We start from the raw sequence: 26,402 nt of genomic DNA, 5'->3' as shown, positions 1-26,402 counted from the left end.
GGATTATTTACTGATCGCGGTTCTAACTTGTTGCGCTTCCTTGGAAGCGGGGAACGAGCCTAGTAATTGCTCGCGGTATTCTTCGGCCAGTTTGCCGTTGCCCAGTGCGCGCTCGGTTTGGAACGCTATCCACAGGCTTTCCGGGGTATGTTTGGCGACGCCCAAATAGCGTTCCATAAACGCCCGCGCCGACATGAATTGCTGGTTTTGGTAGCTGATGCGCTGCATTTCCAGCAACGCCGGCGCGTAGTCCGGTTGCGCTTGTAACGCCCGGCGAAAATAGGTTTCGGCCTGGCTGAAATCGTTTTGTTTGATGTGGCACAAGCCGATATTGGTCAATGCAAACCAGGGCCGGTTATTCATCGCCGATTCCAGCGAGGCGTTCAATAACTCGAATGCCTTGTCGTATTTGCCGCGGTCGCATAAAAAGCGGCCGTAATTGCTTTTGATGCTGAAGCTATCCGGGTTGTTTTGCAATGCGCTGCGGTAGCTGTCGTCGGCCGCATCGTAGTCTCTGATGCGCTCGTAAAATACCGCCAGCGTATTATGGATTTCGGCATTGCCCGAATCGAGGCGGACGGCCGTTTCCAACTTCTCTCGCGCCACGTCGAGCATGCCCATGTCCAGGTAACGGGCGCCCATCTGCAAATTCAATTTGGCTTTTTCGGCCGAACTGAGAGTTTCCCGGCTGGCCGGCAGCAGGCCGCAACCGCCTGCTACCAATAGCCAGAACAGCGTTGCCGGCAACTTCTTAGCCGACATGCGCCGCTTCCTGGGCTTGCAGTTTCAAATGCCGGCGGCTTTTGTCTTGTACTTGGCCGACCAGTTGGCCGCAGGCCGCGTCGATATCTTCGCCGCGGGTTTTGCGGATCGTGGTGACGATGCCGGCGTTGTGGAGGATATCGCGAAACTTCAAAATTGCGTTTTGGCCCGAGCAGCGGTAGTGGGACTGCGGGAACGGATTGAACGGAATCAGGTTCAATTTCGACGGCACGTCTTTCAGTAATTTCACCAAGGTATGGGCATCGCGTTCGCTATCGTTGACGCCGTCCAGCATTACGTATTCGAAAGTGATGTGTTTGCGCGGCCCGGTTTTGGCGTAGGCGCGGCAAGCCTCCATCAATTCTTTCAACGGGTATTTGACGTTGATCGGCACCAATTGGTCACGCAATTCGTCGTTCGGTGCGTGCAGCGAAACCGCCATACTGACGTCGCAAACCGCATTCAAACGTTGCATCGCCGGCACGATGCCGGAGGTGCTGATCGTAACCCGGCGTTTGGACAACCCGTAACAGAAGTCGTCCATCATCAGATTCATGGCGGCGACGACGTTGTCGAAATTCAGCAGCGGTTCGCCCATACCCATCATCACTACATTGGTGATGCGCCGTTCCGGACCGAGCCGTTGTTGCGCCAGATAAAGCTGGCCGATGATTTCGGCGGTCGACAGGTTGCGGTTAAAGCCTTGTTTGGCGGTGGAGCAGAAGGTGCAAGCCAATGCGCAGCCGACTTGCGATGAAATGCACAGCGTAGCCCGGCGTTCTTCCGGAATGTAAACGGTTTCGACCCGGTTGCCGCACTGCATCTGCATCGCCCATTTACAGGTGCCGTCGCTGGCCAACTGTTCGGCGACGATCTGCGGCGCTTTGATTTGGCAATTCTCGCTGAGGTAAGCGCGCAGGGGTTTGCTCAGGTTGGTCATCCGCTCGAAGTCGGTGACGCCTTCCTGGTAAATCCATTTCAACACCTGGGTGGCACGAAACGGTTTTTCGCCGAGTCCGACAAAAAAGGTCTGCAGGCCCTTTCTGTCGAAATCGAGCAAATTGATCGGATCCGGTTTAGCGGATGCGGTCGCAGAGTTCATCGGCGGAGAAGAAGTAAGCGATTTCTCTTGCGGCAGATTCCGGCGCATCGGAACCGTGCACCGCATTTTCGTCGATGCTGACGGCGAAGTCGGCGCGAATCGTGCCCGGTGCGGCTTCTTTCGGGTTGGTGGCACCCATCAGCTCGCGGTTTTTCAACACGGCATTTTCGCCTTCCAACACTTGGACAACGACCGGACCGGAAGTCATGAAGCTAACCAAATCGTTAAAGAAACCGCGTTCTTTATGTTCGGCGTAAAAGCCTTCGGCTTGTTCCTTGGTCAATTGCAGCATTTTGGATGCAACGATGCGCAGACCGTTTTTTTCGAAGCGGCTGACAATTTCCCCAATCACGTTTTTAGCGACTGCATCAGGCTTGATGATTGAGAAAGTACGTTCGATTGCCATTGTTTAACTCCCGTAGGCTTATGTTAAGAAAAGATTTTCGTATTATATCGCGTCCGGCGGGGGGATGATAACGCTTAGCCGGATAATGCGCTTTGGCACCGCCGACGGCGGTGCCAAAGCGAGGTGTTTTTGGAACGGCTCAGATAGAAACTCTGCCGTCGCGGCGGTCGCCGCCGTAAAACCAGTTGACCAACATCCGGGTGCCGGTGACGGCGGTGAATACCGAAGTGGCGATGCCTATCATCAGTACCAGCGCAAAACCTTTCACCGGGCCGGTACCGAAACCGAACAGCAACACTGCGACGATGAAATGGGTCACGTTGGAGTCGAGAATCGTGGCGAAGGCTTTTTCGTAACCGGTAAAGATGCTGGCTTGAAGACTCAACCCGTTACGCAATTCCTCACGTATCCGTTCGTTGATCAAGACGTTGGCGTCGACGGCCATACCAACCGTCAACACGATGCCGGCCATGCCGGGCAAGGTCAGCGTCGCTTGCAGCACCGACATGATTGCGATCAGCAACACCACGTTGAATAACAGCGCGAAGTTGGCGATCAGACCGAAGGCGCGGTAGTAACCGATCATGAAAAACACCACCAGTAAGAAGCCGGCGGTGATCGACATCATGCCTTGATCAATGTTTTCCTGACCCAGGCTCGGACCCACGGTACGTTCTTCGACGATTTCGACCGGAGCCGCCAGTGCGCCGGCTCTAAGTAGCAAGGCCAGGGTGCGGGCTTCTTCCGGGCTGTCCAGGCCGGTGGTCTGGAACCGCTTGCTGAAGCTGTCGCGGATCGTGGCGACGCTGATGACTTTCTCGACTTTTTCCTTGTGCTGCACCTTTTCGCCGTTAACCACGCGCGTTTCGGATTTATATTCGATGAAGACCACGGCCATCGGCTTGCCGATATTTTCCTGGGTCATTTTGCCCATTTTCTTGGCACCGGCGCCGTCCAGGGTGATGAACACGGCCGCCTGACCGTCCTGGTCCAGACCGGAGGAGGCGTCGGTGATTTGGTCGCCGGTGACGATGACGGCACGTTTCAACAACACTGGATTGCCGTTTTTATCTTTATATAAGCGGCTGCCGGCCGGTTCGTGGCCGCTCAAGGCCGATTGTACGTCATGTTCCACGTCGACCAGACGATATTCCAACGTCGCCGTGGTGCCCAGCAACTCTTTGGCGCGGGTAGTGTCCTGCACGCCGGGCAACTGTACGACGATGCGGCTGTCGCCCTGTTGCTGAATGATCGGTTCGGCTACGCCCAGTTCGTTGACCCGGTTACGCAGTGTGGTGATGTTTTGACCCAGTGCCGATTTCTTGATTTCGCGCAGATCGCGTTCCGGGATCGACAACGTAAATTCGTTAGATCCGCTTTCCACTAATGCCAGATTGCGGAAATCCTTGTTCAAAATCGCGGCAGCGGCAACCCTGGACTCTTCGTTCGGCAGTACGACTTTGATGCCTTGGTCTTCTTTGGTCACCGACTGGTAGCGGACCTTGGCGTCGCGAAAGGCGGTACGGATGTCGTTGGTGTAACGCTCTTCCGCTTGCTTCAGCGCGCTGTCCATGTCCACTTCCAGCAGGAAATGTACGCCGCCGCGCAGGTCCAAGCCCAAATGCATCGGATTTGCACCCAGCGCGCGCAGCCAATCCGGCGTGGCCGGGGCCAAATTCAACGCCACCGTGGCTTTGTCGGCCAATTGCTCGCGCAACAGGTCGGCGGCTTTCATTTGTTCGTCGGTGTTGTTAAACCGAGCCAGGATTTTGCCGCTCTCGAACTCGAACGCTTTCAGCGTGAAGCCCGCGTTTTTGATGGTCGCGGCAACTTCGTCGGCTTGGTTCTGCTGCAACGGTGCCGACGTGGACGACGCCAGTTGCACTGCCGGGTCGTTACCGTAGATATTGGGTAACGCGTAGATCGTACCGATCAGCAAGATAATCAGCACCAGAGTGTTTTTCCAGACAGGGAAATGATTTTGCATGGTTATTCCGTTAAAGCAGTAACAGCCGGACTGTTGCGGGTAAAAGCGGGAAGTAAACGGGTTACGACGGTTCGGTTTAGGATTTTTTGTTGTTCAAGGTTTTGTAAGTGCCTTTGGGCATCATGCTGGCAATAGCGTGGCGTTGCACTTGGATGAAGCTATTGTCGGAGACTTCCAGTTTGACGAAGTTATCGTCCAATTCCGCGACTTTGCCCAGAATGCCGCCGCTGGTTACGACTTCTGCGCCTTTACTGAGTGCGGCCAGCATTTGTTTCTGCTCTTTGTTGCGTTTGGCTTGCGGGCGAATGAACAAGAAATAGAAAAATATCAAAATGCCCAGTGGAAACAGCATGCCCTCGAAACCCGGTTGTTGAATAGCAGGCGCAGTCTGAGCCATTGCGTCGGAAATCAAAAAACTCATATTAATCCTCGTGTTGTTGTCGTTGTTTTAATGGTCCGGCTCGGCGGACAAGCGGCCATTATGCCACACTAGGCCGGCTAAACGCATGTCGGCGGGGAATCGGCGAAGGTTGGCCTCATTTCAAGCGGCGGCCGATCTGTTCGCCGAGCTTGACCGGCTTGCCGGCGTTTAGATCCTGGTTCCAGGCGGTCCGGTCTTGGCCAAAGAGCACGATAATCGTCGAGCCCATGTTGAAGCGGCCCATTTCGGCGCCTTTTTCCAGTAGCGGCGGGTTGTCTTGATACCGCCAAGTCCTCGGCGCGCTAATGGATGGCGGCGTAACCACGCCATGCCACACTGTTTCGATGCTGGAAACGAAGATTGCCCCGACCAGCACCAATGCCATCGGCCCGGCCTCGGTATCGAACAGGCAAACAACGCGTTCGTTACGGGCAAACAGATTCGGCACGGCTCCGACCGTGGTGTTATTGACGCTGAACAGGCGGCCCGGAACGTGCACCATTTCCGTTAGCGTTCCGCTCAGCGGCATGTGCAGGCGATGGTAATCTTTGGGCGACAGATAGATGGTGGCGAAGCTGCCGTTTTCGAAGGCGGCCGCCCGCTCGGCATCGCCACCGAGCAATTCCAGCGCCGAATAATCGTGGCCTTTGGCTTGAAAAATTCGGCCGCCGCTAATCGCCCCGGCTTGGCTGATAACGCCGTCGGCCGGGCAGGCAATCGCCTCCGCCGCGGCCGCGATCGGCCGGACGCCGTCTTTCAATTCGCGAGTGAAAAATTCGTTGAAGCTGGCATAGCGCTCGAGGTCTTGATACTTGGCTTCTTCCAGGTTGACGCCGTAAACCCGGCTGATGGTTCGAATGAACAGGTTTTTCCAGGTTTTGTTGCGGCAATGGGTCAGCGTGGCCATCCAGCCCGACAGCAAATGGTGGGGCAGGGCGTATTGGGGCAGAACGGTGCAGATCTGTTTTAAGCTCATGGTTCGGGATCGGGTGATTTGCCGCTGAGGAAGTAAGCGAAGGCGATGACTTCGGCAACGGCGACGTAAAGTTGTTGGGGGATTTCCTCGCCCAGCGGAATTTGCGCCAATATCCGCGCCAGTTCCGGCTGGTTTTGCAACGGGACGCCGTGTTTTTCGGCGATAGCCAAAATTTGCTGAGCGGTAAAACCTTCGCCCTTGGCGGTGACTTTGGGTGCGTTTTTGCCGTCGTACTTGAGCGCGACGGCAATGTCGGCGTTATAAAAGGTTCTGCCGCTCACGAGGTTTAGGGCAGCGTCACCGGCGCCGGCGCTTGCCAATTCGGGTTGCGGTGCTCGGCCACCACTGTCGTGTAAATGCCGCCGCGCACATTGAATTCGGCCCGCAGGCGCATGAAATTGGGCGAAATCGCCGCAACGATATGATCGAGAATTTCGTTAGTGACCGCCTCGTGAAACGCACCGCGTTCGCGGAAGGTCCACATGTAAAGTTTTAAGGATTTCAACTCCACGCAGAGCCGGTCCGGCACGTACTCTATCGTTAGTTTGGCGAAATCCGGCTGGCCGGTCATCGGGCACAGGCAGGTGAATTCCGGGATGTCGATACGGATCGTGAAATCGCGCGCCGGGCGCGGGTTTTCGAAAGTGGTTAAATCTGAGCTGGGTTGGGTGGTCATCGTGATAATTACTCGGGTGTTAAAAGTTTGCCGCGCTCAATCTGCCGCAAAGACGAAATTTTACCAGCTTAAAGGCCGGGGCTATTAATCTTTTGATTCAGCCGGTCGCCGCGAGCGGTCTGCCGCCACCTGCGTTTGCCGAGGTTGCTGGGATGCGAATTTTCCCGGAAAATCAGAAACAAATAGTCAGCAAAGTCTTTGGCTTGAGTTAGAATTCCGACTGTAAAGCCATAGGCTCTTTTTTGATCGAATTATTTAACCACCCAGTGGAGGCGATCATGGAAATCAATACCAGTCATCCCCAACAAAACGTTGCCTTGAACCAAGTGACGGGGTCGCGTAAAACCGCCACCGAAGAACTTACCGAGCGGCGCAAACCGGTCGAGCAGGACGCGACTAACCAGGAAAACCGGGCGGTGTCCACCGATACGCTGGTGCTATCGGAAGAATCGTTGAAACGCTCGCAAGCCGCGGCTACGCAGCCCAATGACAGAGCTCCGCAAATCGCCAATCGGGAGCAAGCCCAGCAGGCGCTAGGAGCGTTGATCTCCGGGGTTAACCGGAATCCGGCCGAAGCTTTGGCAGCCTATGGCAACACTTCCGCCGACCGCGTGCGCACGCTGTTGAACTGATTCATCCCCGTTAACGCAACCCGCTAGCGGCAAGCGGGTTGCGTGGTCCGTGCGGTCGCGTAAGCTGCGGCAGTGGCTACTCGCCCAATTCCTGTAGCGAAATGTCCGAGAAATTGGCTACTCGATTGCGTCCGGCCTGCTTGGCCCGGTACAGGGCGGTATCGGCGGCTTGCAGCAGTGCGGCGAAATTCAAACCGATACTGTCCGAACCGGCGATGCCGATACTGATTGTGCTGGTGATGGATTGGCCTTGCCAATGCGTCGGCCGGGTGGCTTGCATCTGGCGCAGTCTTTCCGCCAAATGGTTGGCTTCCTTCTCGTTGGTGCAGGGCAGGATCAGGCAAAATTCCTCGCCGCCGTAGCGTGCCAGATAATCCTCGCCGCGAATCTGGCTTTTGGCGTTTTGTATCAGTTGTTTCAAGACTTGGTCGCCGGCTTGGTGGCCGTGAACGTCGTTAATGCGTTTGAAATAGTCGACATCGAGCATCAGTACGGCCAGAGCCTCTTTGCGCCGCGCGCTTCTAGCCAGCAGACGTTGGCATTCCAGGTCCAAACTGCGCCGGTTCCAGGCGCCGGTCAGCGCGTCGATGGCAGCCAGATTTTCCAATTCGGCCGCCATCCGGTAGGACACCATCAAGACGAAACCGAAGCTCAAGAATAGCTGAATGACGCTGCCGGCAAAAAACATCAACGGATTGAGCGGTATCGGATTGAACAGGCCGTAATCCGCCGCCGGCGCGGAAAATATCGACACGGCTCTGGCGACGTAAACTAGTCCCAACACGGCGAAAGAGGCGCCGGTCAGCCAGTGCGCGGTTCTCTGGTAGGACGCCAGCGGAATCAGCAGCGAGCGGGCGCAGGCGAAATTGATGCCGGCAAATATCAAGGAATTGGCAACGGCGCGCAATTGCGTATTGGGTTCGAACAGCGTGAACCAAGCACTGAAGCCAATCACTAAGCCGACCGCCAGCAGTAGCCAGCGGCATTGGCAGGGCCGGTTCTTGAAAGCTTGAATTCCCAGGAATTGCAGGGCGGAACCCGCCGCCAGAAAGGCGGCTCCGGCAACGATATTCCAACCCGGCTGCGGTAGCAGAGCCGGATACGCCAGGCCGGCGCCGAAGCTGATGAACAGGCTGGCCATCGACCAGTGGCGCAGTCCCTTGATGCCGCGGGCGTGCAGGCTGGCGACCAGTAGCAGGATGGACAGTAAAAAGCTGAGCACGGCAATCATTACCATCATCGTGCGCAGGTCAAGGTTCATCGAATCAATCCATTTGTGGCCGGTTAGAAATGCTTGGGCCGAGACGTGTTAGGGGCGGCCGAAGGACAACCAAAATTTTCGCACGCTAAGCGGCAAATTCCATAGCCCGATTTGCAAGCAACGTGCAAGCTGCGGGCAGTATCCTAAAATCCGTTCCATTCGCCATGCCATTTCGAGGATAATGCACGGTTTTGTAGTTGGTTCGGAACCCCTTAACCAGTCATGAAGCTGGAGAAAATCAAACTTGCTGGATTCAAATCCTTCGTCGATCCCACCACGATACCGATCAACGGCAATCTGACCGCGATCGTCGGGCCTAACGGTTGCGGCAAGTCCAATATCATCGACGCGGTGCGCTGGGTCATGGGCGAGAGTTCGGCCAAGCACTTGCGCGGCGGCAATATGGCCGACGTGATTTTCAACGGCTCGTCCGGCCGCAAGCCGGTCAGCATCGCCTCGGTGGAGCTGGTATTCGACAACAGCGAAGGCAAGGCCGGCGGCGAATACGCCAAATACGCAACGATTTCGATCAAGCGCCAAGTCAGCCGCGACGGCCAGTCGCTATTCATGCTCAACGGCTCCAAATGCCGGCGTAAAGATATTACCGATTTGTTTCTGGGCACCGGCTTAGGCTCGCGTAGCTACGCGATTATCGAGCAGGGTACGATTTCGCGCATGGTGGAAGCCAAGCCGGAAGATTTGCGGGTCCATATCGAAGAGGCGGCCGGCGTTTCCAAATATAAGGAGCGCCGCTCGGAAACCGAAACCCGCATGCGCCACACCCGGGAAAATCTGGAACGCTTGAACGATCTGCGCGACGAGGTGGAAAAGCAGATCAAAAACCTGGCTCGCCAAGCCGAAAAGGCCGAAAAGTACACCGAGTTGAAAAAACAGGAGCGGCAATTCAAACAGGAATTGCTGGCGATGCGCTGGCGCAATTTTCAACGTTCGGCGCAACAACTCGAAGCCAAGTTGCAGAGTATTGCCGAAGAACATAATCGCTTGTTCGTGTTGCTGCGCGATACTGAGAAGGCTATGGAGCTGAAACGCGGCGAACAAAAAGCCCAGCAGCAGCATCTGGATTCGACGCAGGCGGAATACACCGCGCTGGTAGCCGAGGTCAGCCGGCTGGAACAAACCATCAAGCACAACCAGAAGAGCCACGAAGAAACCCTGGTCGAGATCGAGCGCTTGAAGCAGCAAGCCGAGCACGCGCAGGCCGAGTGCGAGTTGGATAGGCAGCAACTCGAAGAAATTCGGCAGACGCTGCTGGAGGCCGAAGAAACCATGGTGGTGGCCAAGGAGCGCGAGGAAGATTTGCTGGGTATCCAGCAGGACGCGCATCTGCAAAAGCAGCAATGGCAACAGCAATGGGAAGCTTTCCTGGCCGAAAATGCCGGTTATCGGGAGCAAGTCGAAGTGCAACGCACAAAGCTGGTTCAATTGGAAAACCAAAGCAGGCAGTTGCAAGCCCGGCTCGATAAATTGCACAGCGAACGCCACGGTTTGGCCGATACCCAGTTGCAACTGGAATTGGAAGCGTTGGATAGCAGCATCGAACTAATCGAAGCCGAGCGCCGGCAGTTGCAGCACGACTTGGATGCGGTATTGCAACGTATCGGCGAGTTGCGGCCCGAAATCAAACAGATTCAGGAACGCTTGCACGCCGATCGCGCCGAATTGCAAAAAGTCAACGGCAAGATCAGTTCGCTGGAATTGTTGCAGCAACATGCGATGGGTAAGGACAAGAAAGAGCTCGGCGCCTGGCTGGAGCAAATGGGGCTGGAACAGCAGCCGCGCCTGGCTGAATTCGTGGAAGCGGACGAAGGTTGGGAAACTGCGGCCGAAACCGTGTTGGGCAGCTATTTGGAAGCGATCTGCATCGACAGCGCCGACGCGATTTTGGCCGAGTTGCAAGAGTTGAACAAGCAGTCGCTGATTGTGTTCGAAACCCATCCGGCCGCCGCCGGATCGGCTGCTGCAGAAACTCTGGCCGGCAAAGTCCGCAGCCGTTGGCGGCTGGACAGTTTGTTGAGCGGAATTTATTGCGCCGAGTCGATGCGGCAGGCGCGGCAACTGCCGTTGCAGGCGCACGAATCGGTGGTGCTGGCGGACGGCACTTGGTTGGGTCGGGACTGGATCAAGGTCAGCCGGGGCAGCGATAGCAAGGCCGGCGTGTTGCATCGCGAGAAAGAGCTGCGCGAGTTAAAGTTGCGGCAAAGCGAATTGCAGATGGCGATTGCCGAGCACGAGCAGCAACTGGAGCATTGCGAGCACGAGTTGAAAGCCGCGGAAAGCCATCGCGAGCAATACCAGCAGAAAGAAAAATTATTGAGTGCCGAGTTCTCGGCAAAAAGTGCCGAATACAGTGCCCAGGCCGCGCGCTTCGAACAGCAAAAGCGCCGCCTGGAGCAGTTAGATCATGAGATCGACGAGATCGGCCAGCATCTGGCCGAGCTTGTCGAGAGCATCTCCGAAGCGGAACTGATCAAACAGGACGCCGAGCTGGCTTTAGGCGATTTGGGCGAACGCAAAGCCGAATTGGAGCGGCTCAGTCAGGAACTGCAGGCCCGCCAGCAGAATACCGATGCCTCGGTCGACGAAGCCCGCCGGCATTTGCACCGTTTGCACGCCCAGATCGAATCGTTGAAATCGTCGGAAATCTTGACCGCCAAGCAGATCGAGCGCTTGCAAGTGCAGCACCAGCAAGCGGCCGACCGCATCGCTGAATTGGAACACAAGCTGCAATATGCCTTGGCGCCGTTGGACGACGAGCGCATGCAATTGGAAGAGTTGTTGGAAAAAAAACAACAATTCGAGGACGGCCTGCGCGCCGAGCGCCAAGCGCAGCAGGCCAGCGAGCAATCGGTCAGCCAATTGGCAGAACAATATTCGCAAACCCAGCGGGCGTTGGAAAAACAAAAGGAAGCCCTGGATCAAATTCGTTTCGAGCAGCAGGACAGCAAGGTCAGGCAACAAACCGTAGCCGAACAACTGGCCGAAGTGGATGCCGATCCGGAGGCCATACTGGCCAACCTGCGGGACGGCGCCAGCGAAAGCCAATGGAAGCGCGAAGTCGACGAACTGGTCGAGCAGATCGAACGCTTGGGTTCGATCAACTTAACCGCGATCGAGGAATACAAAACCCAGTCGGAACGGATGAAGTTCCTGAACGAACAGCACGATGACTTGGTGGATGCGCTGAATACGCTGGACCAGGCGATCAGCAAGATCGACCGCGAGAGCCGGCAACGCTTTAAGGAAACGTTCGACAAGATCAACAACGGTCTGAAAGAGAAGTTTCCGCGCTTGTTCGGCGGCGGCCAGGCCTATCTGGAATTGACCGAAGACGATTTGCTGGAAGCCGGCGTCAACATTATTGCCCGGCCGCCCGGGAAGCGGAATAGCTCTATCCATCTGTTGTCCGGCGGCGAAAAGGCCTTGACCGCGGTTGCCTTGGTTTTCTCCATTTTCGAACTGAATCCGGCGCCGTTTTGTTTGCTGGACGAAGTCGACGCGCCGCTCGACGACGCCAATGTCGTGCGGTTTTCGAAGATGGTGGAAGACATGTCGGCAACCGTCCAATTTTTGTATATTTCACACAACAAAGTCACAATGGAAATTGCAAAACATCTAGCAGGTGTTACCATGAAGGAGCCTGGGGTATCCCGAATGGTGGCGGTGGATATTGATGAAGCGGTAAGCATGGCGGAAAACTGATGGATAAAGAATTATTAAGAGTCGTGATTATTTTGATCGGCGTGCTGGTGATGATCGGCATGGTGTTGTGGCATTTCGTCAAATCGCTACGTTATAAACGCGCCGCCGACGATTACTACGACGACGATTCTTATGACGACAGAACCGTGGACGAATTTGCCGTTGAAGACGATGAAGACGCTATCGGCGTGTTCGAAATCGGCGACGATTTGGTTGATGGAGATGCGCTGTTAGACGACAAAGCCATCAAGCCGTCGCCGAAAGCAGCGGTTGCCGCCCGGCGCGAGCCGGAAAAAGCCCCGGCTGCTCCCGCACCGGCCGCCAGCCGTAACCATTTGCCGGTTCTGATCGAATTCAGCATCGTCGCCCGTGCCGACCAAGGTTTCAACGGCGAAGATTTGTTCGATGCCTTCGAGCGGGTCGGTTTGCGCTACGGCAGCGTCAGAGTGTTCGAGCGGGTCGACGCGAACCGGATGGTGGATTTTGCCGTGGCCAGCATGGTCGATCCCGGTACCTTTCCCGACACCGATTTAGATGAATTCTACTGCCCCGGTATCGTATTTTTTATGCAGCCGCGCGAAGTCGATAATCCGTTGGCGGTATTCGACGATTTCATGGAAACCATCGATACCCTGGCCGACACACTGGACGGAGTGGTCTGGGACAATCAACGGCAACCCTTGACCGCCGAGACGGTTGCCCAATTCCGGGAAATATTGGCTACTGCCTGAACCCGTCATCCGGCGGCAGGGCCGCCGCCGTAAAGTCATTACAAACCAACGTATTATCAAGAAGCTAAGTGGATCAAAAACATATCAGAAATTTCTCCATCATCGCCCATATCGACCACGGGAAATCGACATTGGCGGACCGGTTCATTCAAATTTGCGGAGGGCTCAGCGACCGGGAAATGGAGGCGCAAGTGCTGGATTCCATGGATCTGGAACGGGAACGCGGCATCACCATCAAGGCGCAAAGCGTTACGCTTGATTACAATGCCGGCGACGGCGAAACCTACCAGTTGAATTTCATCGATACCCCGGGCCATGTCGATTTTTCCTACGAAGTCTCGCGTTCGTTAGCCGCTTGCGAAGGTGCATTGCTGGTAGTTGATGCCGCCCAGGGTGTGGAAGCGCAGAGCGTGGCCAACTGTTACACTGCGATCGAGCAGGGCCTGGAAGTGGTTCCGGTATTGAACAAGATCGATCTGCCGTCGGCCGAGCCGGAGCGGGTCATGGCCGAGATCGAGGACGTGATCGGCATTCCGGCCGACGATGCTTGCCAGATCAGCGCCAAGACCGGTCTGAACGTCGAATCGGTGCTGGACCAACTGATTCGGAAAATTCCGCCGCCGAGCGGTAATGCAGACGGCCCGTTGCAGGCCTTGATTATCGATTCCTGGTTCGACAACTACCTAGGCGTGGTCTCGCTGGTGCGGATCGTCAACGGCTCGTTGAAGCGTAGACAAAAGATCACCGTGATGTCGACCGGCAAGTCGTATCCGGTCGACAAACTGGGCGTGTTCACGCCTAAGCAATTGGAAAAGCAAGAGCTGGCAACCGGCGAAGTCGGGTTTATCGTGGCCGGTATCAAGGATATTTTCGGTGCCCCGGTGGGCGATACCATTACCGCGACCGACAATCCGGCCAGCGAGGTGTTGCCGGGTTTCGAGAAAGTGCAGCCGCGGGTATTCGCCGGCCTGTATCCGGTCAGTTCCGACGATTTCGGCGCGATGCGCGAGGCCTTGGACAAATTGCGGCTGAACGATTCGGCATTGAATTACGAAGCCGAAACGTCGCAGGCGCTGGGTTTCGGTTTCCGTTGCGGCTTTCTCGGCATGTTACATATGGAGATCGTCCAGGAAAGGCTGGAGCGCGAATACAACATCGATCTGATTACTACCGCGCCGACCGTAGTCTACGAAGTGGAGACGCATAACGGCGAAGTAGTCATGGTCGATAATCCGGCGAAATTGCCGGATCCCGGTACCGTCGAAGAAATTCGCGAGCCTATCATCTTGGCCAACATCCTGGTGCCGCAGGCCTATTTGGGTAACGTGATCAATCTGTGCGTCGAAAAGCGCGGCAACCAAAAGAACATGCAATACGTCGGCGGCCAGGTTTCGTTGAATTACGAATTGCCGATGAGCGAGGTGGTGTTGGACTTCTTCGATCGGTTGAAGTCGGTCAGCCGCGGCTACGCTTCGTTCGATTACGAATTTCTCCGTTTCGAGCCGGCGCCGTTGGTGAAATTGGATGTGTTGATCAACAGCGACAAGGTCGACGCGTTGTCTATCATCGTCCACCGCGACCAGGCGCAAAACCGGGGGCGCGATCTGGTCGAAAAAATGAAGGATTTGATTCCGCGGCAAATGTACGAAGTCGCGATCCAAGCCGCGATCGGTTCCAAAATCATTGCCCGTTCCACAGTCAAAGCGATGCGTAAAAACGTGACGGCCAAGTGTTACGGCGGCGATATCACGCGTAAGAAAAAACTGCTGGAAAAACAAAAAGCCGGTAAAAAACGGATGAAGCAGGTCGGTAGTATCGAGATTCCGCAGGAGGCGTTTCTGGCGGTGTTGCAAGTCAATAAAGAGTAACGGCAATAGTTTATGGATTACGATTTTTCATTTTTTTTGGTCGCCGCCACGTTTGTCACCGGTATCGTTTGGGGAGGGTACAGCCTGTATTTGAAGCGCGCCGGTTTGCCATACCCGACCGAGAAGGAACCGGTGTTGGTCGAATACGCCCGCTCGTTTTTCCCGGTCGTCTTGATCGTGTTGTTGCTGCGTTCGTTTTTGTTCGAGCCGTTCCGGATTCCGTCCGGGTCGATGATGCCGACGCTGTTGGTCGGCGATTTCATCCTGGTCAACAAATTCAACTACGGCATCCGCCTGCCGGTGTTGAATACCAAAATCGTCGAAATCGGCGAGCCGAAACGCGGCGACATCGTGGTATTCCGTTATCCTAAGCAGCCGGAAGTCGATTACATCAAACGCGTGATCGGTTTGCCGGGCGATAGAATCGCCTATTTCGACAAAAAGCTTTACGTCAACGGCACACCGATTAAACAGGTTTCGTTGGGGCGTTACCAAGGCGTCGGCCAGGGTGCCAACATGACCGGTGCCGAGCGTTTGGAAGAGGATTTGGCCGGGGTGCAACATTCCATACTGGTTGCGCCGGGCGCTTCGTCGGTCGAAGACGTTTTTGTCGTGCCGCCCGGCCACTATTTCATGATGGGCGACAACCGCGACAATAGCAACGACAGCCGCTATTGGGGCTATGTGCCGGAGGCAAACCTGGTCGGCAGAGCGTTCTTTATCTGGATGAACTGGGATTGGCAAAACAGCGGCATCGATTTCGGCCGTCTGGGTACGGTGTTACAGTAATCCGGTTTTCCGGGTGTTATGCGGAGTGCGTTCATGTCGCGACGGCATGCACCCTTTGATTAAGCTTTAGGAGAGACGGTATGCGTACTTTACCTCGCAAACAGCAAGGGCTGACCTTTTTGTCGATCGCATTCATTTTGGCATTGATCGGTTTCTTCACGCTGTTGATTCTGAAGATCGCACCGATCTATATCAACCACAGCCGTGTGGTCAATGCGATCAAAGCGGTCGAAAACACCACCGATATCGTGACCAAGTCCAAATCGGAGATCAAGACCAGTCTGGAAAAGCGGTTCGATATGAACTACGTCGAACATGTCAAACCCGAAGACGTCACTATCGTGGCGCAACCGGGATACGTCAGGGTCGAAGTCGACTACGAGCGGGTCGAGCGTATCTTCGGAAATCTGAGCGTGCTGGTTGAGTTCCACGAAGGATTCGAAGCCGGCAACAAGTGATTAAAAAACCCGAAATCCTCTCTGTAAAACTGGGGTTGGCGTTTAACGATCCGCAGTTGTTCAGCATGGCGTTGACTCACCGCAGTGTCGGTGCCCGCAATAACGAGCGTTTGGAATATCTGGGCGATTCGGTACTCGGCTTCGTCATTGCCGAGCAATTGTACGAGTTGTTTCCCGATGCCGGCGAAGGCGTGCTGAGCCGGTTGCGGGCCAGTCTGGTCAATCAAAGTTCGCTGGCCGAATTGGCCAGGCAGCACAATCTCGGCGATTATCTGATTCTCGGTTCCGGCGAGTTGAAGAGCGGCGGATTCCGCCGCGATTCGATTTTGTCGGATGCGCTGGAAGCCATCATGGGTGCGTTGCTCAGAGACCAGGGTATCGACGTTTGCCGACAATGGATACTGCGTCTGTTTGCCGATAAATTCGCCGATTTGAAAGTCGACGATTGGAACAAGGATCCGAAAACCCGGCTGCAGGAATTGATGCAGGCCAACCGCAAGCCTCTGCCGGTTTACGAATTGGTCGGCATGTCCGGCGCCGACCATGCCCAGACTTTCGAGGTCAAATGTAGCGTCGTGGTCACCAGCGAAACCTGTAACGGCGTCGGCATCTCAAGGAAAAAGGCCGAACAGGCCGCTGCGGAAAATATGTTGAACCTTTTGCAAACCAAGGCTAAATGAACTGCGGATATGTCGCTTTGATCGGTAGGCCCAACGTCGGCAAATCGACGTTGATGAACCACTTGCTGGGCCAAAAGCTCAGTATCACGTCCCGTAAGCCGCAAACCACCCGGCACAGGATTCTCGGCATCAAAACCACCGCAGCCGGCCAGGCGATTTTCATGGATACGCCGGGCATGCACCAGGACGAGAAAAAAGTCTTGAACCGTTACCTGAACAAAACGGCCGACAGTACGCTGCTAGGCGTCGATGTCGTGGTTTGGTTATTGGACGGTTTGTATTGGCACGAATACGACGAGAAAATTTTCAAAAAACTGGAGCGGGCCGGTTTGCCGGTGATTCTGGTGATCAACAAAGTCGATAAAATCAAGGATAAGGACGCCGTGCTGAGGTTTTTCGCCGACGCCCAGACCAAGTATCCGTTCCGGCATATTCTGCCGGTGTCGGCCTTGCGGAATACCAATCTGGATCTGCTCGAGCAGCAGATCATGGCCTTGTTGCCAGAAGCCGAGCCGATTTATCCGGAGGACCAGATTACCGACCGGCCCGAGCGTTTTTTCGCCGCGGAAATCATTCGCGAAAAATTGACCCGGCGCTTGGGCGACGAATTGCCTTACGCGCTGACGGTCGAAATCGAGCGTTACGAAGAATATCCGGAATTATGCAAAATTTACGCGGCCATTTTGGTCGAGCGCGATAGCCAGAAAAGCATTGTGATCGGCAAACAGGGCGAGATGCTGAAAAAGGTCGGTAGCGAAGCCCGTGCCGATATCGAGAAACTGATCGGCCAGAAAGTTTATTTGCAGTTGTGGGTTAAGGTGAAAAAAGGCTGGTCGGACAACGAGCGGGCCTTGCAGAGTTTGGGTTTTACCGATTTCGGCGAGTGATGGACGGCGACGCCGTTTATTTGCAGCCTGCGTTCGTCTTGCAACATCGGCCGTACCGGGAAACCAGCGTGTTGTTAGATGTGCTTACCCGCGATTTCGGCCTGGTCCCGATCTTGGCCAAAGGGGTCAGAAAACCGAAATCCAAGACGGCCGGTTTGTTGATGCCGTTTTCTGCGTTAAAGCTGTCCTATGTCGGCAAGCACGAACTGAAAGTCCTGGCCGATGCCGAATACGTCGACAGCTATTCGCTACAGAGCTTGGCTTTGTATTGCGGTTTTTATGTCAACGAATTGGTCGGTATCTTCGTGCATAAGGCTGATCCCCAGCCGGGCATCTTCGCGCTGTACATTCGTTGTTTGCACGAATTGTCCGCGGCGCAGAATATCGAACAAACCCTACGCTATTTCGAGCTGGATTTGTTGCGAGAAGCAGGCTATGCCGTCGATTTGGCATACAGCGCCGACGGCGAGCCGATCGCCGCCGGCCGGCGGTACAATTTTGTCGCAGATTACGGCATGGCGCAGGCCGACGGCGGCGTGGTCGGCGGCGATACGTTGGCTCTGCTGGCCGGCCGATCTGAGTTGCCGGCTGCGGCATTGGCCGAAGCAAAAGCCTTGCTCAGGAAAATGCTGGATGGTCACTTGCAAGGTCGGCATCTGCGCAGCCGTGCGGTTTTAGCCAAAATAATCAAACGTTTATAACGCTATAGTTTTCCCGGATTTTTATTCGGTTCTAAGAGTACATGACAAAACAACCTATATTGCTGGGCGTCAATATCGATCACGTCGCAACACTGCGGCAAGCCAGAGGCACTCGTTACCCGGAGCCGGTGCAGGCCGCTTTACTGGCCGAACAGGCCGGTGCCGACGGCATCACGGCTCATTTGCGCGAGGATAGGCGACATATTCAGGACCGGGATATTCGCTTGTTGAAGGAGTTGTTGCACACCCGGTTGAATCTGGAAATGGCGGTCACCGAGCCGATGTTGGCCATCGCCTGCGCAGTGCAGCCGCATGCGTGCTGTCTGGTGCCGGAGCGGCGCGAGGAATTAACGACCGAAGGCGGACTGGATGTTGCCGGCGCTGCCGGCAGGATGTTTGAAGCTTGTCGGCAGTTAGCCGAGGCCGGTATCGAAGTCTCGTTGTTTATCGATCCCGATATGCGCCAAATCGACGCGGCGCTGGCCGCCGGTGCGCCGGTGGTCGAGTTGCATACCGGCCGCTATGCCGATGCCGAAACTCCGGGCGAGCGCGAACGGGAGCTGCAGCGGATTCGCGATGCGGCGGCATATGCCCACGCCGCCGGCTTACAGGTCAATGCCGGACACGGTTTAAATCTGCACAACGTCGAAGCCATTTGCCGGATCGACGCGATCGTCGAATTGAATATCGGCCACGCCTTAATCGCTCAGGCTTTGTTTTCCGGTCTGGAGCAGGCGGTCAGGGATATGAAACGGGTGATGCGAGAGGCGCGTTTGCACGGTTAGGGTGATGCTGGCGGAACTCGAGTTTTACCAATTGACCTCGATCGGTAATCGCGAGGTCAATCAGGATTGTATGGCGCATCGGGTGTGTAACGAATATGCCTTGTTCGTGGTTGCAGACGGTTTGGGCGGACATCATGGCGGGGAAAAAGCCTCGCAATATTTTTGCCGCTGTTTGATTGCGTTAGCGGACAAGTATCGCTCATCTATTCAAAGCCGCGGCGTGCCGGCCGTGCAGGATTGGATTGTCGAGGCCGTGGCCGGGATGCGCGAGCTGTTTGCCGGCGATCCGGTCGCGCTGAATGCGCATACGACTTGTGCGGTACTGTATCTGGACGCGGAGCAGGCCATCACCGCACACTGCGGCGATTCGCGAATTTACCGGCTGAACGCCGAACGGGTATTGTGGCGGACCAAAGACCATTCGCTGCCGCAGCAATTGTTCGACGAAGGCAAGATCAGCGAATGGGAAATGGGCGTCCATCCAGACCAGCATAAATTGACGCGGAGTATTAACGCCTTGTATCCGCCGGTTGTCGATATAGTCAGTTGTCCGCCGATAACGAGCGGCGAGACCTTCATCTTATGCAGCGACGGTTTTTGGGAGTTTGTCAAAGAGCCCGAATTGTTGCAATTGTCGCAACCGGCCAGCGCCAAACCGGAGTTGCAGAAGATGGCGAAAATGGCCGTGCTGCGGGCTCAGGGCAAAAGCGATAACGTCACGGTGCAATGGGTGCGCAAACGTTAAAACGGCCGATTGGAAATTATTAGCCTCGGTCGGTTTTTGCCTCGCATAAAAAAGGCCGCGGAATTGGCGGCCTTGGTCTGTTAGTGGGTGGCTAAGCCGTGTTTCTGAATCCGATACAGTAGCGTATCGCGCGATATACCTAGCAGTCTGGCGGATTTGCTGCGGTTGCCTTTGGTTCTGGTCAGCGCCTGTAAAATCATATCGGCTTCCAGTGCATCCAGTTGCAGGCCCAATTCCGGCAGCGTGAATTCGGGGCCAGGCGCCACCGTGCCGCGGCTAAATTCGTGCGGCAGGTTTTCCGTCTCGATGACTTTGCCGGACAGCAGGATGCTGAGCCTTTCGCACAGGTTGCGTAGTTCGCGCACGTTGCCCGGCCATTTGTAGTTGCGCAACGCTTTTAAGGCTTGTCTGCTAAAGGTTGGCGGCTCCAACGAATGCATTGCCGAGAAATGGGCGAAGAAATGCTTGGCTAGTTCTTCGATGTCCTCGCTACGCTGATGTAAGGACGGGATTTCCAACGGCACCACGTTCAGGCGGAAATATAAGTCTTGGCGAAATTCGCTGTTTTCGATCAATTTGGTCAAATCGGCGTTGGATGCGGCGATGACGCGCACGTTGACGGTGTAAGGTTTGGTGCCGCCGACCGGCAGGCATTCGCCGGATTCCAGAAAACGTAACAGCTTGGACTGGATACTGATCGGTAACGAGTTAATTTCGTCCAGAAACAGCGTGCCGCCGTCCGCGGCTTGGAACAAACCCTGCTTGTCGGAAATCGCCCCGGTAAATGCGCCTTTTTTATGGCCGAAAATCTCCGACTCGACCAAACCCTCGGGCAGAGCGGCGCAATTCAAAGTGATAAAAGGCTTATTGGCGCGCGGGCTGTCCTTTTGGATTGCCGTGGCGAGCACCTCTTTTCCGGTGCCGGTTTCGCCTTTAATCAACACGGTAACGTCGGTTGCCGCGACGATACGGGCGCTGCGGATTAAAGCTTCTATGGCCGGAGACTGTCCAATAATAGAATTGAAGTTATCCACCTGTAAAACCTCTCAATACGTCATAATGTGTTCAACGCGCATCGGGTTTAGCCAAGGAAAGGCTGCCAATAATGCGAAAATGATAAACAAGGCCCCGACCGCATGCTTGAATTGGCGCAGTCTGGAAAGCCGAGTCAGAAACGAAGTCATTATACCGATTCCCATCACGGCTGGTAAAGTCCCCAACCCGAAGGCCAGCATGGTCATTGCGCTGTGGACTATTCCTTGGGCGGTCGCTGCCAACGCCAAGGCCGTGTAGATCAAGCCGCACGGCAGCCAGCCCCAAACCATGCCGAACAGTAAGGCCTGGGTGCGGTTCTGCACCGGAATCAGGCGCCGGCCCAGGGGTTCGATGCATTTCCAAAAACGCGAGCCCATTTTTTCGATATAGGCAAAACGCGGGAACCAGCCGCCCAGGTACAGGCCGGCGCCGGCCATCACGGCGGCGGATAAAATCTGCAACAACCGGTGCGCTTGGCCTTGGCTGAACGGCATGCTCAAGAATATTTGCACGGCGCCGACCAAGGCTCCGGCCAGCGCGTAGCTGAAAATTCGCCCCAGGTTGTAATTCAGTACGATTTCGAACAAACGCCGCTTGTCGTTGCGCAGCTCGGGTTTCAGGCTATACGTCAGTGTGCCGATGATGGAGCCGCACATGCCGATGCAATGCAGGCTGCTGAGCAGGCCCATCACGAATGCGGCAAGATACGATGCGTTGAAATCGAGATAAACGTGCATATGCGGAACGAAGCGGCGCCGATCGGTGGTGGATGTGGAGTTGGATTATAGCCGGTTTCCCGGATACTCTCGATGCCGGCGTGCGCTGCGGCCGTCACGGAATCTCTGTCAGGTTGTTGGCGCAGACCCGGTTACGGCCTTGATTTTTGGCTTGATATAACGCATCGTCTGCCGCTTTTAACAAGATCGCGTATTGGTCGTGGGCATGGGCCCGTAAACTGGCGACCCCGGCGGAGATGGTGACGAATGCTGTGGGGTTGTTGCTGACGTGGCGGATTTTCAAAGCCTCGACGGCCTCGCGGTATTGTTCGGCCCGCAGCATGGCGCCGATGCTGTCGGTATTGGGCAGCAAAATCGCGAACTCCTCGCCGCCGAGCCGCGCCACCAAATCTTCGGGGCGGTGGGTCATGCTTTGCAATGCACCAGCGACCCGTTTCAAACATTCGTCGCCCATCGGGTGGCCGTAAAAGTCGTTGTATTGTTTGAACGAATCGATATCGGCGATCATCAACGACAGCGGCATGCCGGTACGTTTGGATTGGTTCCATTGCCGTTCCAGGGCCGCATCGAAGGCGCGGCGGTTGGGGATCTCGGTCAAACCGTCCAGCGATGCCAATTTTTCCAGCAAATCGGATTTGGTTTTCAGTTGGATTTGGGTTCTGACCCGGGCCAAGACGATGGATGGAGAGAAGGGCTTGGTAATGTAATCGTTGCCGCCGATGCGAAAGCCGTGCACTTCGTCCTCTTCGGAATGTTTGGCCGTCAGAAAAATGATCGGTATGTTGCGGGTCTTGTCCTGCGCTTTGAGTTGCAGGCAAGTCTGGTAGCCATCGGTCCCGTCCATCACGATATCCAGCAGGATCAGATCCGGCAACTGGCTGGCGGCAATTTGCAACGCCAATTCGCTGTTGACGGCGACTTTGACGTGGTAGTAAGGCTCCAATATGTTTTTGATTAAATCCAAATTTTCCGGACTGTCATCCACTGCCAGCACGGTATGGGCCTTCGGGTTTTCCATGTCTTTACATTCCTGAGTCCAGTAAACGGTTCAGTGCCTGGGCGGCTTCCACGAATTGGTAGTTGGCGATTTGCTTTTTGACCGGTGCCAAGGCGTCCGCCAGTTTTACGTCTTCGATTGCGGCCACGATTTGTTCCATCTGCCGGTCCGCATCCGAGTCGAAGACTTGTAATTTGTTGACCAGTAATGCCAGTTGTTGCCTCACTTCTAACGGCGACAAGCGGATTTTCGCTTCGGGTTCGGCGCCGGCCGGCAGTGCGCTGTTGATGCCGCGAATCACTTTGGCCATTTCCGACGCGGTCGCGGCAATATTGTGCTCGATTGCCGCCTGGTTCGCGCGCTCGGATGAGTTAGCCGCCAAGCATTCCTCCAGCCTGAACAAATGGCTTTGCAACTGTAGCGCGCCGAGTGAGCCGACCAATCCCTTTAAAGTATGGACTAATTGGTAAACTTTATCGTAATTGTTGTCGGCGAGGGCCTGATTGATCTCGTTCATGGTATCGGCATGGTTTTCGGCAAATTTTTGCAGGATCTTACGATAAACCGTGCGGTTCCCGGCCGTGTGTTGTAAGCCGACCATGCTGTCGATACCGTAAAGGTAAGGGATATGGTTGTTGGCAGCGTCCGGCGGCGGTAGGTTCGGCTGGGTCAGGTTGCGCGGCGTAATCCACTTTACCAGCGCCGCGTAGAGGGTTTCCGGCAAAATCGGCTTGCTGACGAAATCGTCCATATCCGCTTGCAGGCATTTGTTGCGGTCGTTGCTCATCGCATTGGCCGTCATCGCGATCACCGGCAGGGTTTGGCAGCCTGGAATCGATCGCAATTGCTGAGTGGTTTGGTAGCCGTCCATCACCGGCATTTGTACGTCCATCAAGACGCAGTCGAATGCGGTTTGTTGCAGTTTTTGCAGCGCGATTTCGCCGTTTTCGGCCACTTCGACCTCGATGCCGGCTTGGTTGAGTAATTCGATTGCGACAATCCGGTTCACCTCGTTATCCTCGACCAACAACACCCGGGCTCCGGCTATGGTATGCAGCTTGTCGACGTCCAGCGTATTTTTGCGCTGGTATTGCGCTTGCCGGATCGAGGCCATGTTGCTGATGCCCAATTTGACGCTGAACGTGAACGTCGAGCCGACGTTTTCCCGGCTCGAGACGCTGATGCTGCCTCCCATTTGTTCGACGAGTTGTTTGGAAATGATCAGACCGAGTCCGGTGCCGCCGTAATTGCGGGTAACGCTGCTGTCGCCCTGGCTGAAGGCTTGAAACAGTCTGGCTTGCATCTCCGCGTTCATGCCGATGCCGGTATCGCTGATGCTGAATTGCATGCAGGTCTGCTGCGCCGAACGGCTTAATTCGTTGAGCGTGACTTTGATCTCGCCCTGCTCGGTGAACTTGATGGCGTTACCGATCAAGTTGATGAATATTTGCCGCAAGCGCTGCGGGTCGCCGACTACCGCCAGACGGGTCTGGTCGGCCGGCGGCCGGACCAGTGCCAGACCTTTGCGGGCACTGAGTTCCGACATCGTGGAAAACACGTTATCCAGCATTTCCTCGAGCACGAACGGGGTGGATTCCAACTGCATTTTCCCGGCTTCCATCTTCGAGAAATCCAGAATATCGTCGATGATGGTCATCAGCGAGCGCGATGCAGTTTCGACCCGTTCCAAGTAGTCGCGTTGTTTGGCGGTGATGCCGGTGTTCAGGCACAGTTCTACCAGGCCGATAATCGCATTCATCGGCGTGCGGATTTCGTGGCTCATATTGGCCAGAAATTCGGATTTGACCCGGGTAGCTTGTTCCGCTTGTTGCTTGGCCTCCAATAACCGTTGCTCGGCTTGCAGGCGGTCGGTGATGTCTTGCATGGTGCCCTGTACGCCCACGGTTTTGTTGTCGGCATCCCGCAGGGCCTTGCCGCGCTGGTGCACGTGGCGGATTTCCTTGTTGCTCAACACGATCCGGTGGCGGAAATCGATAATGCCGCCGTGGACGCCGTTCTGCATCGCCGATTTGAAAAAAGCCTGGTCTTCCGGGTGGACCAGCCTGGTCACAATCGCGGAAAAATCCGGGGAAAAATCCTGTTTGTTGGTCGCGGTAATGCGGTACATTTCGTCCGACCAACTGAAATGGCCGTCCGCCAAACGCCAGCGCCAGTCGCCGATATGGGAAATGCTCTGGGCATCCAGCAAGCGCTGCTGCTGGTCCTGCAACGCGTCTATGGCCCGGCTGCGCGCCAATTCCGCACTGATTTGCAGCGCGAGCAGCTTTAGGATGTCGGTAGCGAACGTCGCGTCCGGAATCGGTTTGCAATACGACACGGCAATGTAACCGAAGCTTTTTTGCTGCTTGTCCTGCAGCGGGATGCCGAGATAGCCTTCTATATTAAGAGCTTGCAGCCACTCCGCCGCCGGGAAAAGTTGGCTGACGCCGCTTTCGAAGCAGCAAATCCGGCCGTCCGCGACCGTGCGGCAAGGCGAGTCGAGCAAGTTGAATTCCTGGTTAGGCACGATTTTGCCGTGCGCGCACAAACACAGGCTGCGTGCCCGGCCGTTCTCCAATACTTCTGCGACCAGGGCGTAATCGGCCCCCAACGTTTCCAGAGTCAGCAAGGTCAAGTTATCCAGCAAAGATTCCGCGTTCTGCGGCACGGTGCTGGAAATGATGTTGCGGATCGCCCGGTTTTGTTGGCGTTGCTGGGTGATATCGCTGACCAGACCCTGGTAATCGGTAATCCGGCCTTGCTCGTTGCGAACGATCATTTTACGGTCTTGCACCCACTTGATGCCGCCGCCGTGGGTGACGATGCGGTAAGGTTGATGCACGATTTCCTGGCATTCCAGTGTTTCGCCGCCGGCTTCGATTTCCCGTTGAAACGCGGCCAAATCGTCGGGATGGATCAAGTTCGCATAAAACATGCCGCCGTTGACCAGTTGTTCCGCGCCGTAGCCGAAAAGCTGGCGGGCGTTCTCAGTGGCGAATTCGACCGGCAAGCCCTCGGAATTATTCCATTTCAGCACTACCGCACCGCTGCGGCTGATGATTTGGTAGGCGGCCTGCAAATTGGTCTCGGATTGCTTCCGCTGGCTGATATCTTGATGCGTACCGCATAAACGGGTGGGGCGGCCGCTGACCGGGTCGTGGGCGACCACTGCGCCGGAGCCTTGAATCCATACCCAGTGGCCGAGTTTATGCCGCATGCGGAATTCCACGACATAGGGGCGGCGGCAGGCAATGTGCTTATCGACTATTGTTCGCACCCGTTCCCGGTCGTCCGGGTGCAAGCGCTGCGACCAATCGCTGACGTAATTGTCCAGTTCGTCCGGATTCAGGCCCAGCATATCGAGCCAGCGTTGGTTGACTATATGCTTGCCGGTTGGGTATTCCCAATCCCAATAGCCGAGTTGGGCGCCGTCGATCGCCAGCGTCAACTGTTCTTCGACTCGCTTGCGTGGCGTAACGTCGATGTGGAATTCGATCAATTCGCAATTGTTGCGCGAGCTCAAACGCTGCAGCGAGATTTCCTGCCAGCGATCGCCCGGAAAGGCGAAGTCGGCGCCAGCCATGGCTTTTCCGGCTTTGATGTGTTGGCACAAGCGGCATTCGCTTTCGTCGAATTGGCGCGGGTGAAACCAGGCGTGTATCGGTAAATTGAGCAGTTCTTCGCCGCTTTTGCCGGCAACCAACTCGGCGGCGCGGTTAAGCCCGCGTATTCGGCAGGCGTTGTCGGCAACGACCACCGGATAGTCCAGCACATCGTAATTGCGGCGTATTCGAGAAGCCAGCGAGGTATCGCGCGGCGGCCGCAGCAATAAGCCGCCGAATACCAACAGCGCGGTAATTCCGGGTAATACCAAACTGAGAAAATCGGACAATGCGCTACGGTTGCTGACATGCTGAAACAAGGTTACCGCAACATCGCAGAGCAATAGCAGGCAAGCGCCGATCAACGCCAGGCGCGGAAGCTGCTCGGAGGGTTCGGAAGCGTTGTCGGTCATGGCGGGTGGGGTCGGGGGTAAGCCGTTCTCG

Annotated in this window: 24 protein-coding genes; 11 read left to right on the top strand and 13 right to left on the bottom strand. The window is 55.7% G+C overall.

Features of this window, described 5'->3' with window-relative positions:
* Positions 1–3: 3 nt before the first annotated feature.
* From pilW to queF, 8 genes are all read right to left on the bottom strand, one after another.
* The gene (pilW, locus tag MKFW12EY_RS15075) at positions 4–762 is read right to left on the bottom strand and encodes a type IV pilus biogenesis/stability protein PilW (RefSeq protein WP_064025036.1); all 759 of its coding nucleotides are present in this window, start codon (positions 760–762) and stop codon (positions 4–6) included.
* Positions 752–1,864, bottom strand: a complete 1,113-nt coding sequence (rlmN, locus tag MKFW12EY_RS15070) for a dual-specificity RNA methyltransferase RlmN (RefSeq protein ID WP_054759813.1) — start codon at positions 1,862–1,864, stop codon at positions 752–754. Before rlmN ends, pilW begins: the two co-directional genes overlap by 11 nt.
* Positions 1,839–2,270, bottom strand: coding sequence for a nucleoside-diphosphate kinase (gene ndk / locus MKFW12EY_RS15065; RefSeq protein ID WP_064021045.1), 432 nt, complete (start codon positions 2,268–2,270; stop codon positions 1,839–1,841). The genes rlmN and ndk overlap by 26 nt, the downstream gene beginning before the upstream one ends.
* Before the next feature lie 139 nt (positions 2,271–2,409).
* Complete coding sequence (gene secD / locus MKFW12EY_RS15060; protein ID WP_054759751.1) at positions 2,410–4,257, bottom strand: protein translocase subunit SecD; 1,848 nt, start codon at positions 4,255–4,257, stop codon at positions 2,410–2,412.
* A gap of 76 nt (positions 4,258–4,333) precedes the next feature.
* Entirely contained in the window at positions 4,334–4,678 is a 345-nt protein-coding gene (gene yajC, locus MKFW12EY_RS15055; protein ID WP_082409689.1) for a preprotein translocase subunit YajC, read from the bottom strand.
* Positions 4,679–4,793: 115 nt separating this feature from the next.
* Entirely contained in the window at positions 4,794–5,654 is an 861-nt protein-coding gene (gene asd, locus MKFW12EY_RS15050; RefSeq protein WP_054759755.1) for an archaetidylserine decarboxylase, read from the bottom strand.
* Positions 5,651–5,935, bottom strand: a complete 285-nt coding sequence (locus MKFW12EY_RS15045) for an EscU/YscU/HrcU family type III secretion system export apparatus switch protein (protein ID WP_054759759.1) — start codon at positions 5,933–5,935, stop codon at positions 5,651–5,653. Before MKFW12EY_RS15045 ends, asd begins: the two co-directional genes overlap by 4 nt.
* A 5-nt stretch (positions 5,936–5,940) precedes the next feature.
* Positions 5,941–6,330, bottom strand: coding sequence for a preQ(1) synthase (gene queF / locus MKFW12EY_RS15040; protein WP_054759762.1), 390 nt, complete (start codon positions 6,328–6,330; stop codon positions 5,941–5,943).
* A 278-nt stretch (positions 6,331–6,608) separates the two neighbouring features.
* Between queF and MKFW12EY_RS15035 the strand changes: the two genes are divergently transcribed.
* The gene (locus tag MKFW12EY_RS15035; RefSeq protein WP_157199228.1) at positions 6,609–6,962 is read left to right on the top strand and encodes a hypothetical protein; all 354 of its coding nucleotides are present in this window, start codon (positions 6,609–6,611) and stop codon (positions 6,960–6,962) included.
* 76 nt (positions 6,963–7,038) lie between these two features.
* On the opposite strand, the gene MKFW12EY_RS15030 is transcribed toward MKFW12EY_RS15035, so the two are convergent.
* Positions 7,039–8,223 (bottom strand): GGDEF domain-containing protein, encoded by a 1,185-nt coding sequence (locus MKFW12EY_RS15030; protein ID WP_054759766.1) that lies wholly within the window; start codon positions 8,221–8,223, stop codon positions 7,039–7,041.
* A gap of 222 nt (positions 8,224–8,445) precedes the next feature.
* On the opposite strand from MKFW12EY_RS15030, the gene smc reads away from it, so the two are divergent.
* From smc to MKFW12EY_RS14980, 10 genes are all read left to right on the top strand, one after another.
* Positions 8,446–11,943: a chromosome segregation protein SMC gene (gene smc / locus MKFW12EY_RS15025; protein WP_221053294.1), complete on the top strand. Its 3,498-nt coding sequence runs from the start codon at positions 8,446–8,448 to the stop codon at positions 11,941–11,943.
* The gene (locus tag MKFW12EY_RS15020) at positions 11,943–12,674 is read left to right on the top strand and encodes a cell division protein ZipA C-terminal FtsZ-binding domain-containing protein (RefSeq protein WP_054759769.1); all 732 of its coding nucleotides are present in this window, start codon (positions 11,943–11,945) and stop codon (positions 12,672–12,674) included. The genes smc and MKFW12EY_RS15020 overlap by 1 nt, the downstream gene beginning before the upstream one ends.
* A 68-nt stretch (positions 12,675–12,742) precedes the next feature.
* Positions 12,743–14,542: a translation elongation factor 4 gene (lepA, locus tag MKFW12EY_RS15015; RefSeq protein ID WP_221053293.1), complete on the top strand. Its 1,800-nt coding sequence runs from the start codon at positions 12,743–12,745 to the stop codon at positions 14,540–14,542.
* Between the two features lie 12 nt (positions 14,543–14,554).
* Positions 14,555–15,331, top strand: a complete 777-nt coding sequence (gene lepB / locus MKFW12EY_RS15010) for a signal peptidase I (protein ID WP_064021053.1) — start codon at positions 14,555–14,557, stop codon at positions 15,329–15,331.
* A gap of 80 nt (positions 15,332–15,411) precedes the next feature.
* Positions 15,412–15,789, top strand: a complete 378-nt coding sequence (locus MKFW12EY_RS15005) for a DUF4845 domain-containing protein (RefSeq protein ID WP_054759773.1) — start codon at positions 15,412–15,414, stop codon at positions 15,787–15,789.
* A complete protein-coding gene (gene rnc, locus MKFW12EY_RS15000) occupies positions 15,786–16,469 on the top strand; it encodes a ribonuclease III (protein ID WP_064021055.1) in 684 nt (227 codons plus the stop codon). Before MKFW12EY_RS15005 ends, rnc begins: the two co-directional genes overlap by 4 nt.
* Entirely contained in the window at positions 16,466–17,356 is an 891-nt protein-coding gene (era, locus tag MKFW12EY_RS14995) for a GTPase Era (protein WP_054759775.1), read from the top strand. Before rnc ends, era begins: the two co-directional genes overlap by 4 nt.
* Complete coding sequence (recO, locus tag MKFW12EY_RS14990; RefSeq protein ID WP_221053292.1) at positions 17,356–18,057, top strand: DNA repair protein RecO; 702 nt, start codon at positions 17,356–17,358, stop codon at positions 18,055–18,057. The genes era and recO overlap by 1 nt, the downstream gene beginning before the upstream one ends.
* 41 nt (positions 18,058–18,098) lie before the next feature.
* Positions 18,099–18,842, top strand: a complete 744-nt coding sequence (pdxJ, locus tag MKFW12EY_RS14985) for a pyridoxine 5'-phosphate synthase (RefSeq protein ID WP_064021057.1) — start codon at positions 18,099–18,101, stop codon at positions 18,840–18,842.
* Positions 18,843–18,846: 4 nt separating this feature from the next.
* The gene (locus MKFW12EY_RS14980; RefSeq protein ID WP_054759777.1) at positions 18,847–19,587 is read left to right on the top strand and encodes a PP2C family protein-serine/threonine phosphatase; all 741 of its coding nucleotides are present in this window, start codon (positions 18,847–18,849) and stop codon (positions 19,585–19,587) included.
* An 80-nt stretch (positions 19,588–19,667) separates the two neighbouring features.
* Here MKFW12EY_RS14980 and MKFW12EY_RS14975 read toward each other — a convergent pair whose 3' ends face one another.
* From MKFW12EY_RS14975 to MKFW12EY_RS14960, 4 genes are all read right to left on the bottom strand, one after another.
* A complete protein-coding gene (locus MKFW12EY_RS14975) occupies positions 19,668–20,621 on the bottom strand; it encodes a sigma-54 interaction domain-containing protein (protein ID WP_054759779.1) in 954 nt (317 codons plus the stop codon).
* Positions 20,622–20,633: 12 nt separating this feature from the next.
* A complete protein-coding gene (locus MKFW12EY_RS14970; RefSeq protein WP_064025014.1) occupies positions 20,634–21,359 on the bottom strand; it encodes a sulfite exporter TauE/SafE family protein in 726 nt (241 codons plus the stop codon).
* Between the two features lie 94 nt (positions 21,360–21,453).
* Entirely contained in the window at positions 21,454–22,377 is a 924-nt protein-coding gene (locus MKFW12EY_RS14965) for a diguanylate cyclase domain-containing protein (RefSeq protein WP_054759781.1), read from the bottom strand.
* 4 nt (positions 22,378–22,381) lie between these two features.
* A complete protein-coding gene (locus MKFW12EY_RS14960; protein ID WP_221053291.1) occupies positions 22,382–26,371 on the bottom strand; it encodes a PAS domain-containing protein in 3,990 nt (1,329 codons plus the stop codon).
* Between the last annotated feature and the right edge of the window lie 31 nt (positions 26,372–26,402).

This window comes from Methylomonas koyamae, assembly GCF_019669905.1.
GTDB lineage: Bacteria > Pseudomonadota > Gammaproteobacteria > Methylococcales > Methylomonadaceae > Methylomonas > Methylomonas koyamae.
The sequence above is the reverse complement of the archived record's forward strand: the minus strand, read 5'-3'. Positions and strand labels throughout refer to the sequence as shown.

What these genes read in the sequence shown, in the direction of transcription:
- pilW (WP_064025036.1), bottom strand. Translation starts at nt 762, where the DNA reads ATGTCGGCTAAGAAGTTGCCGGCAACGCTGTTCTGGCTATTGGTAGCA.
- rlmN (WP_054759813.1), bottom strand. Translation starts at nt 1,864, where the DNA reads ATGAACTCTGCGACCGCATCCGCTAAACCGGATCCGATCAATTTGCTC.
- ndk (WP_064021045.1), bottom strand. Translation starts at nt 2,270, where the DNA reads ATGGCAATCGAACGTACTTTCTCAATCATCAAGCCTGATGCAGTCGCT.
- secD (WP_054759751.1), bottom strand. Translation starts at nt 4,257, where the DNA reads ATGCAAAATCATTTCCCTGTCTGGAAAAACACTCTGGTGCTGATTATC.
- yajC (WP_082409689.1), bottom strand. Translation starts at nt 4,678, where the DNA reads ATGAGTTTTTTGATTTCCGACGCAATGGCTCAGACTGCGCCTGCTATT.
- asd (WP_054759755.1), bottom strand. Translation starts at nt 5,654, where the DNA reads ATGAGCTTAAAACAGATCTGCACCGTTCTGCCCCAATACGCCCTGCCC.
- queF (WP_054759762.1), bottom strand. Translation starts at nt 6,330, where the DNA reads ATGACCACCCAACCCAGCTCAGATTTAACCACTTTCGAAAACCCGCGC.
- MKFW12EY_RS15035 (WP_157199228.1), top strand. Translation starts at nt 6,609, where the DNA reads ATGGAAATCAATACCAGTCATCCCCAACAAAACGTTGCCTTGAACCAA.
- MKFW12EY_RS15030 (WP_054759766.1), bottom strand. Translation starts at nt 8,223, where the DNA reads ATGAACCTTGACCTGCGCACGATGATGGTAATGATTGCCGTGCTCAGC.
- smc (WP_221053294.1), top strand. Translation starts at nt 8,446, where the DNA reads ATGAAGCTGGAGAAAATCAAACTTGCTGGATTCAAATCCTTCGTCGAT.
- MKFW12EY_RS15020 (WP_054759769.1), top strand. Translation starts at nt 11,943, where the DNA reads ATGGATAAAGAATTATTAAGAGTCGTGATTATTTTGATCGGCGTGCTG.
- lepB (WP_064021053.1), top strand. Translation starts at nt 14,555, where the DNA reads ATGGATTACGATTTTTCATTTTTTTTGGTCGCCGCCACGTTTGTCACC.
- MKFW12EY_RS15005 (WP_054759773.1), top strand. Translation starts at nt 15,412, where the DNA reads ATGCGTACTTTACCTCGCAAACAGCAAGGGCTGACCTTTTTGTCGATC.
- era (WP_054759775.1), top strand. Translation starts at nt 16,466, where the DNA reads ATGAACTGCGGATATGTCGCTTTGATCGGTAGGCCCAACGTCGGCAAA.
- recO (WP_221053292.1), top strand. Translation starts at nt 17,356, where the DNA reads ATGGACGGCGACGCCGTTTATTTGCAGCCTGCGTTCGTCTTGCAACAT.
- pdxJ (WP_064021057.1), top strand. Translation starts at nt 18,099, where the DNA reads ATGACAAAACAACCTATATTGCTGGGCGTCAATATCGATCACGTCGCA.
- MKFW12EY_RS14980 (WP_054759777.1), top strand. Translation starts at nt 18,847, where the DNA reads ATGCTGGCGGAACTCGAGTTTTACCAATTGACCTCGATCGGTAATCGC.
- MKFW12EY_RS14970 (WP_064025014.1), bottom strand. Translation starts at nt 21,359, where the DNA reads ATGCACGTTTATCTCGATTTCAACGCATCGTATCTTGCCGCATTCGTG.
- MKFW12EY_RS14965 (WP_054759781.1), bottom strand. Translation starts at nt 22,377, where the DNA reads ATGGAAAACCCGAAGGCCCATACCGTGCTGGCAGTGGATGACAGTCCG.
- MKFW12EY_RS14960 (WP_221053291.1), bottom strand. Translation starts at nt 26,371, where the DNA reads ATGACCGACAACGCTTCCGAACCCTCCGAGCAGCTTCCGCGCCTGGCG.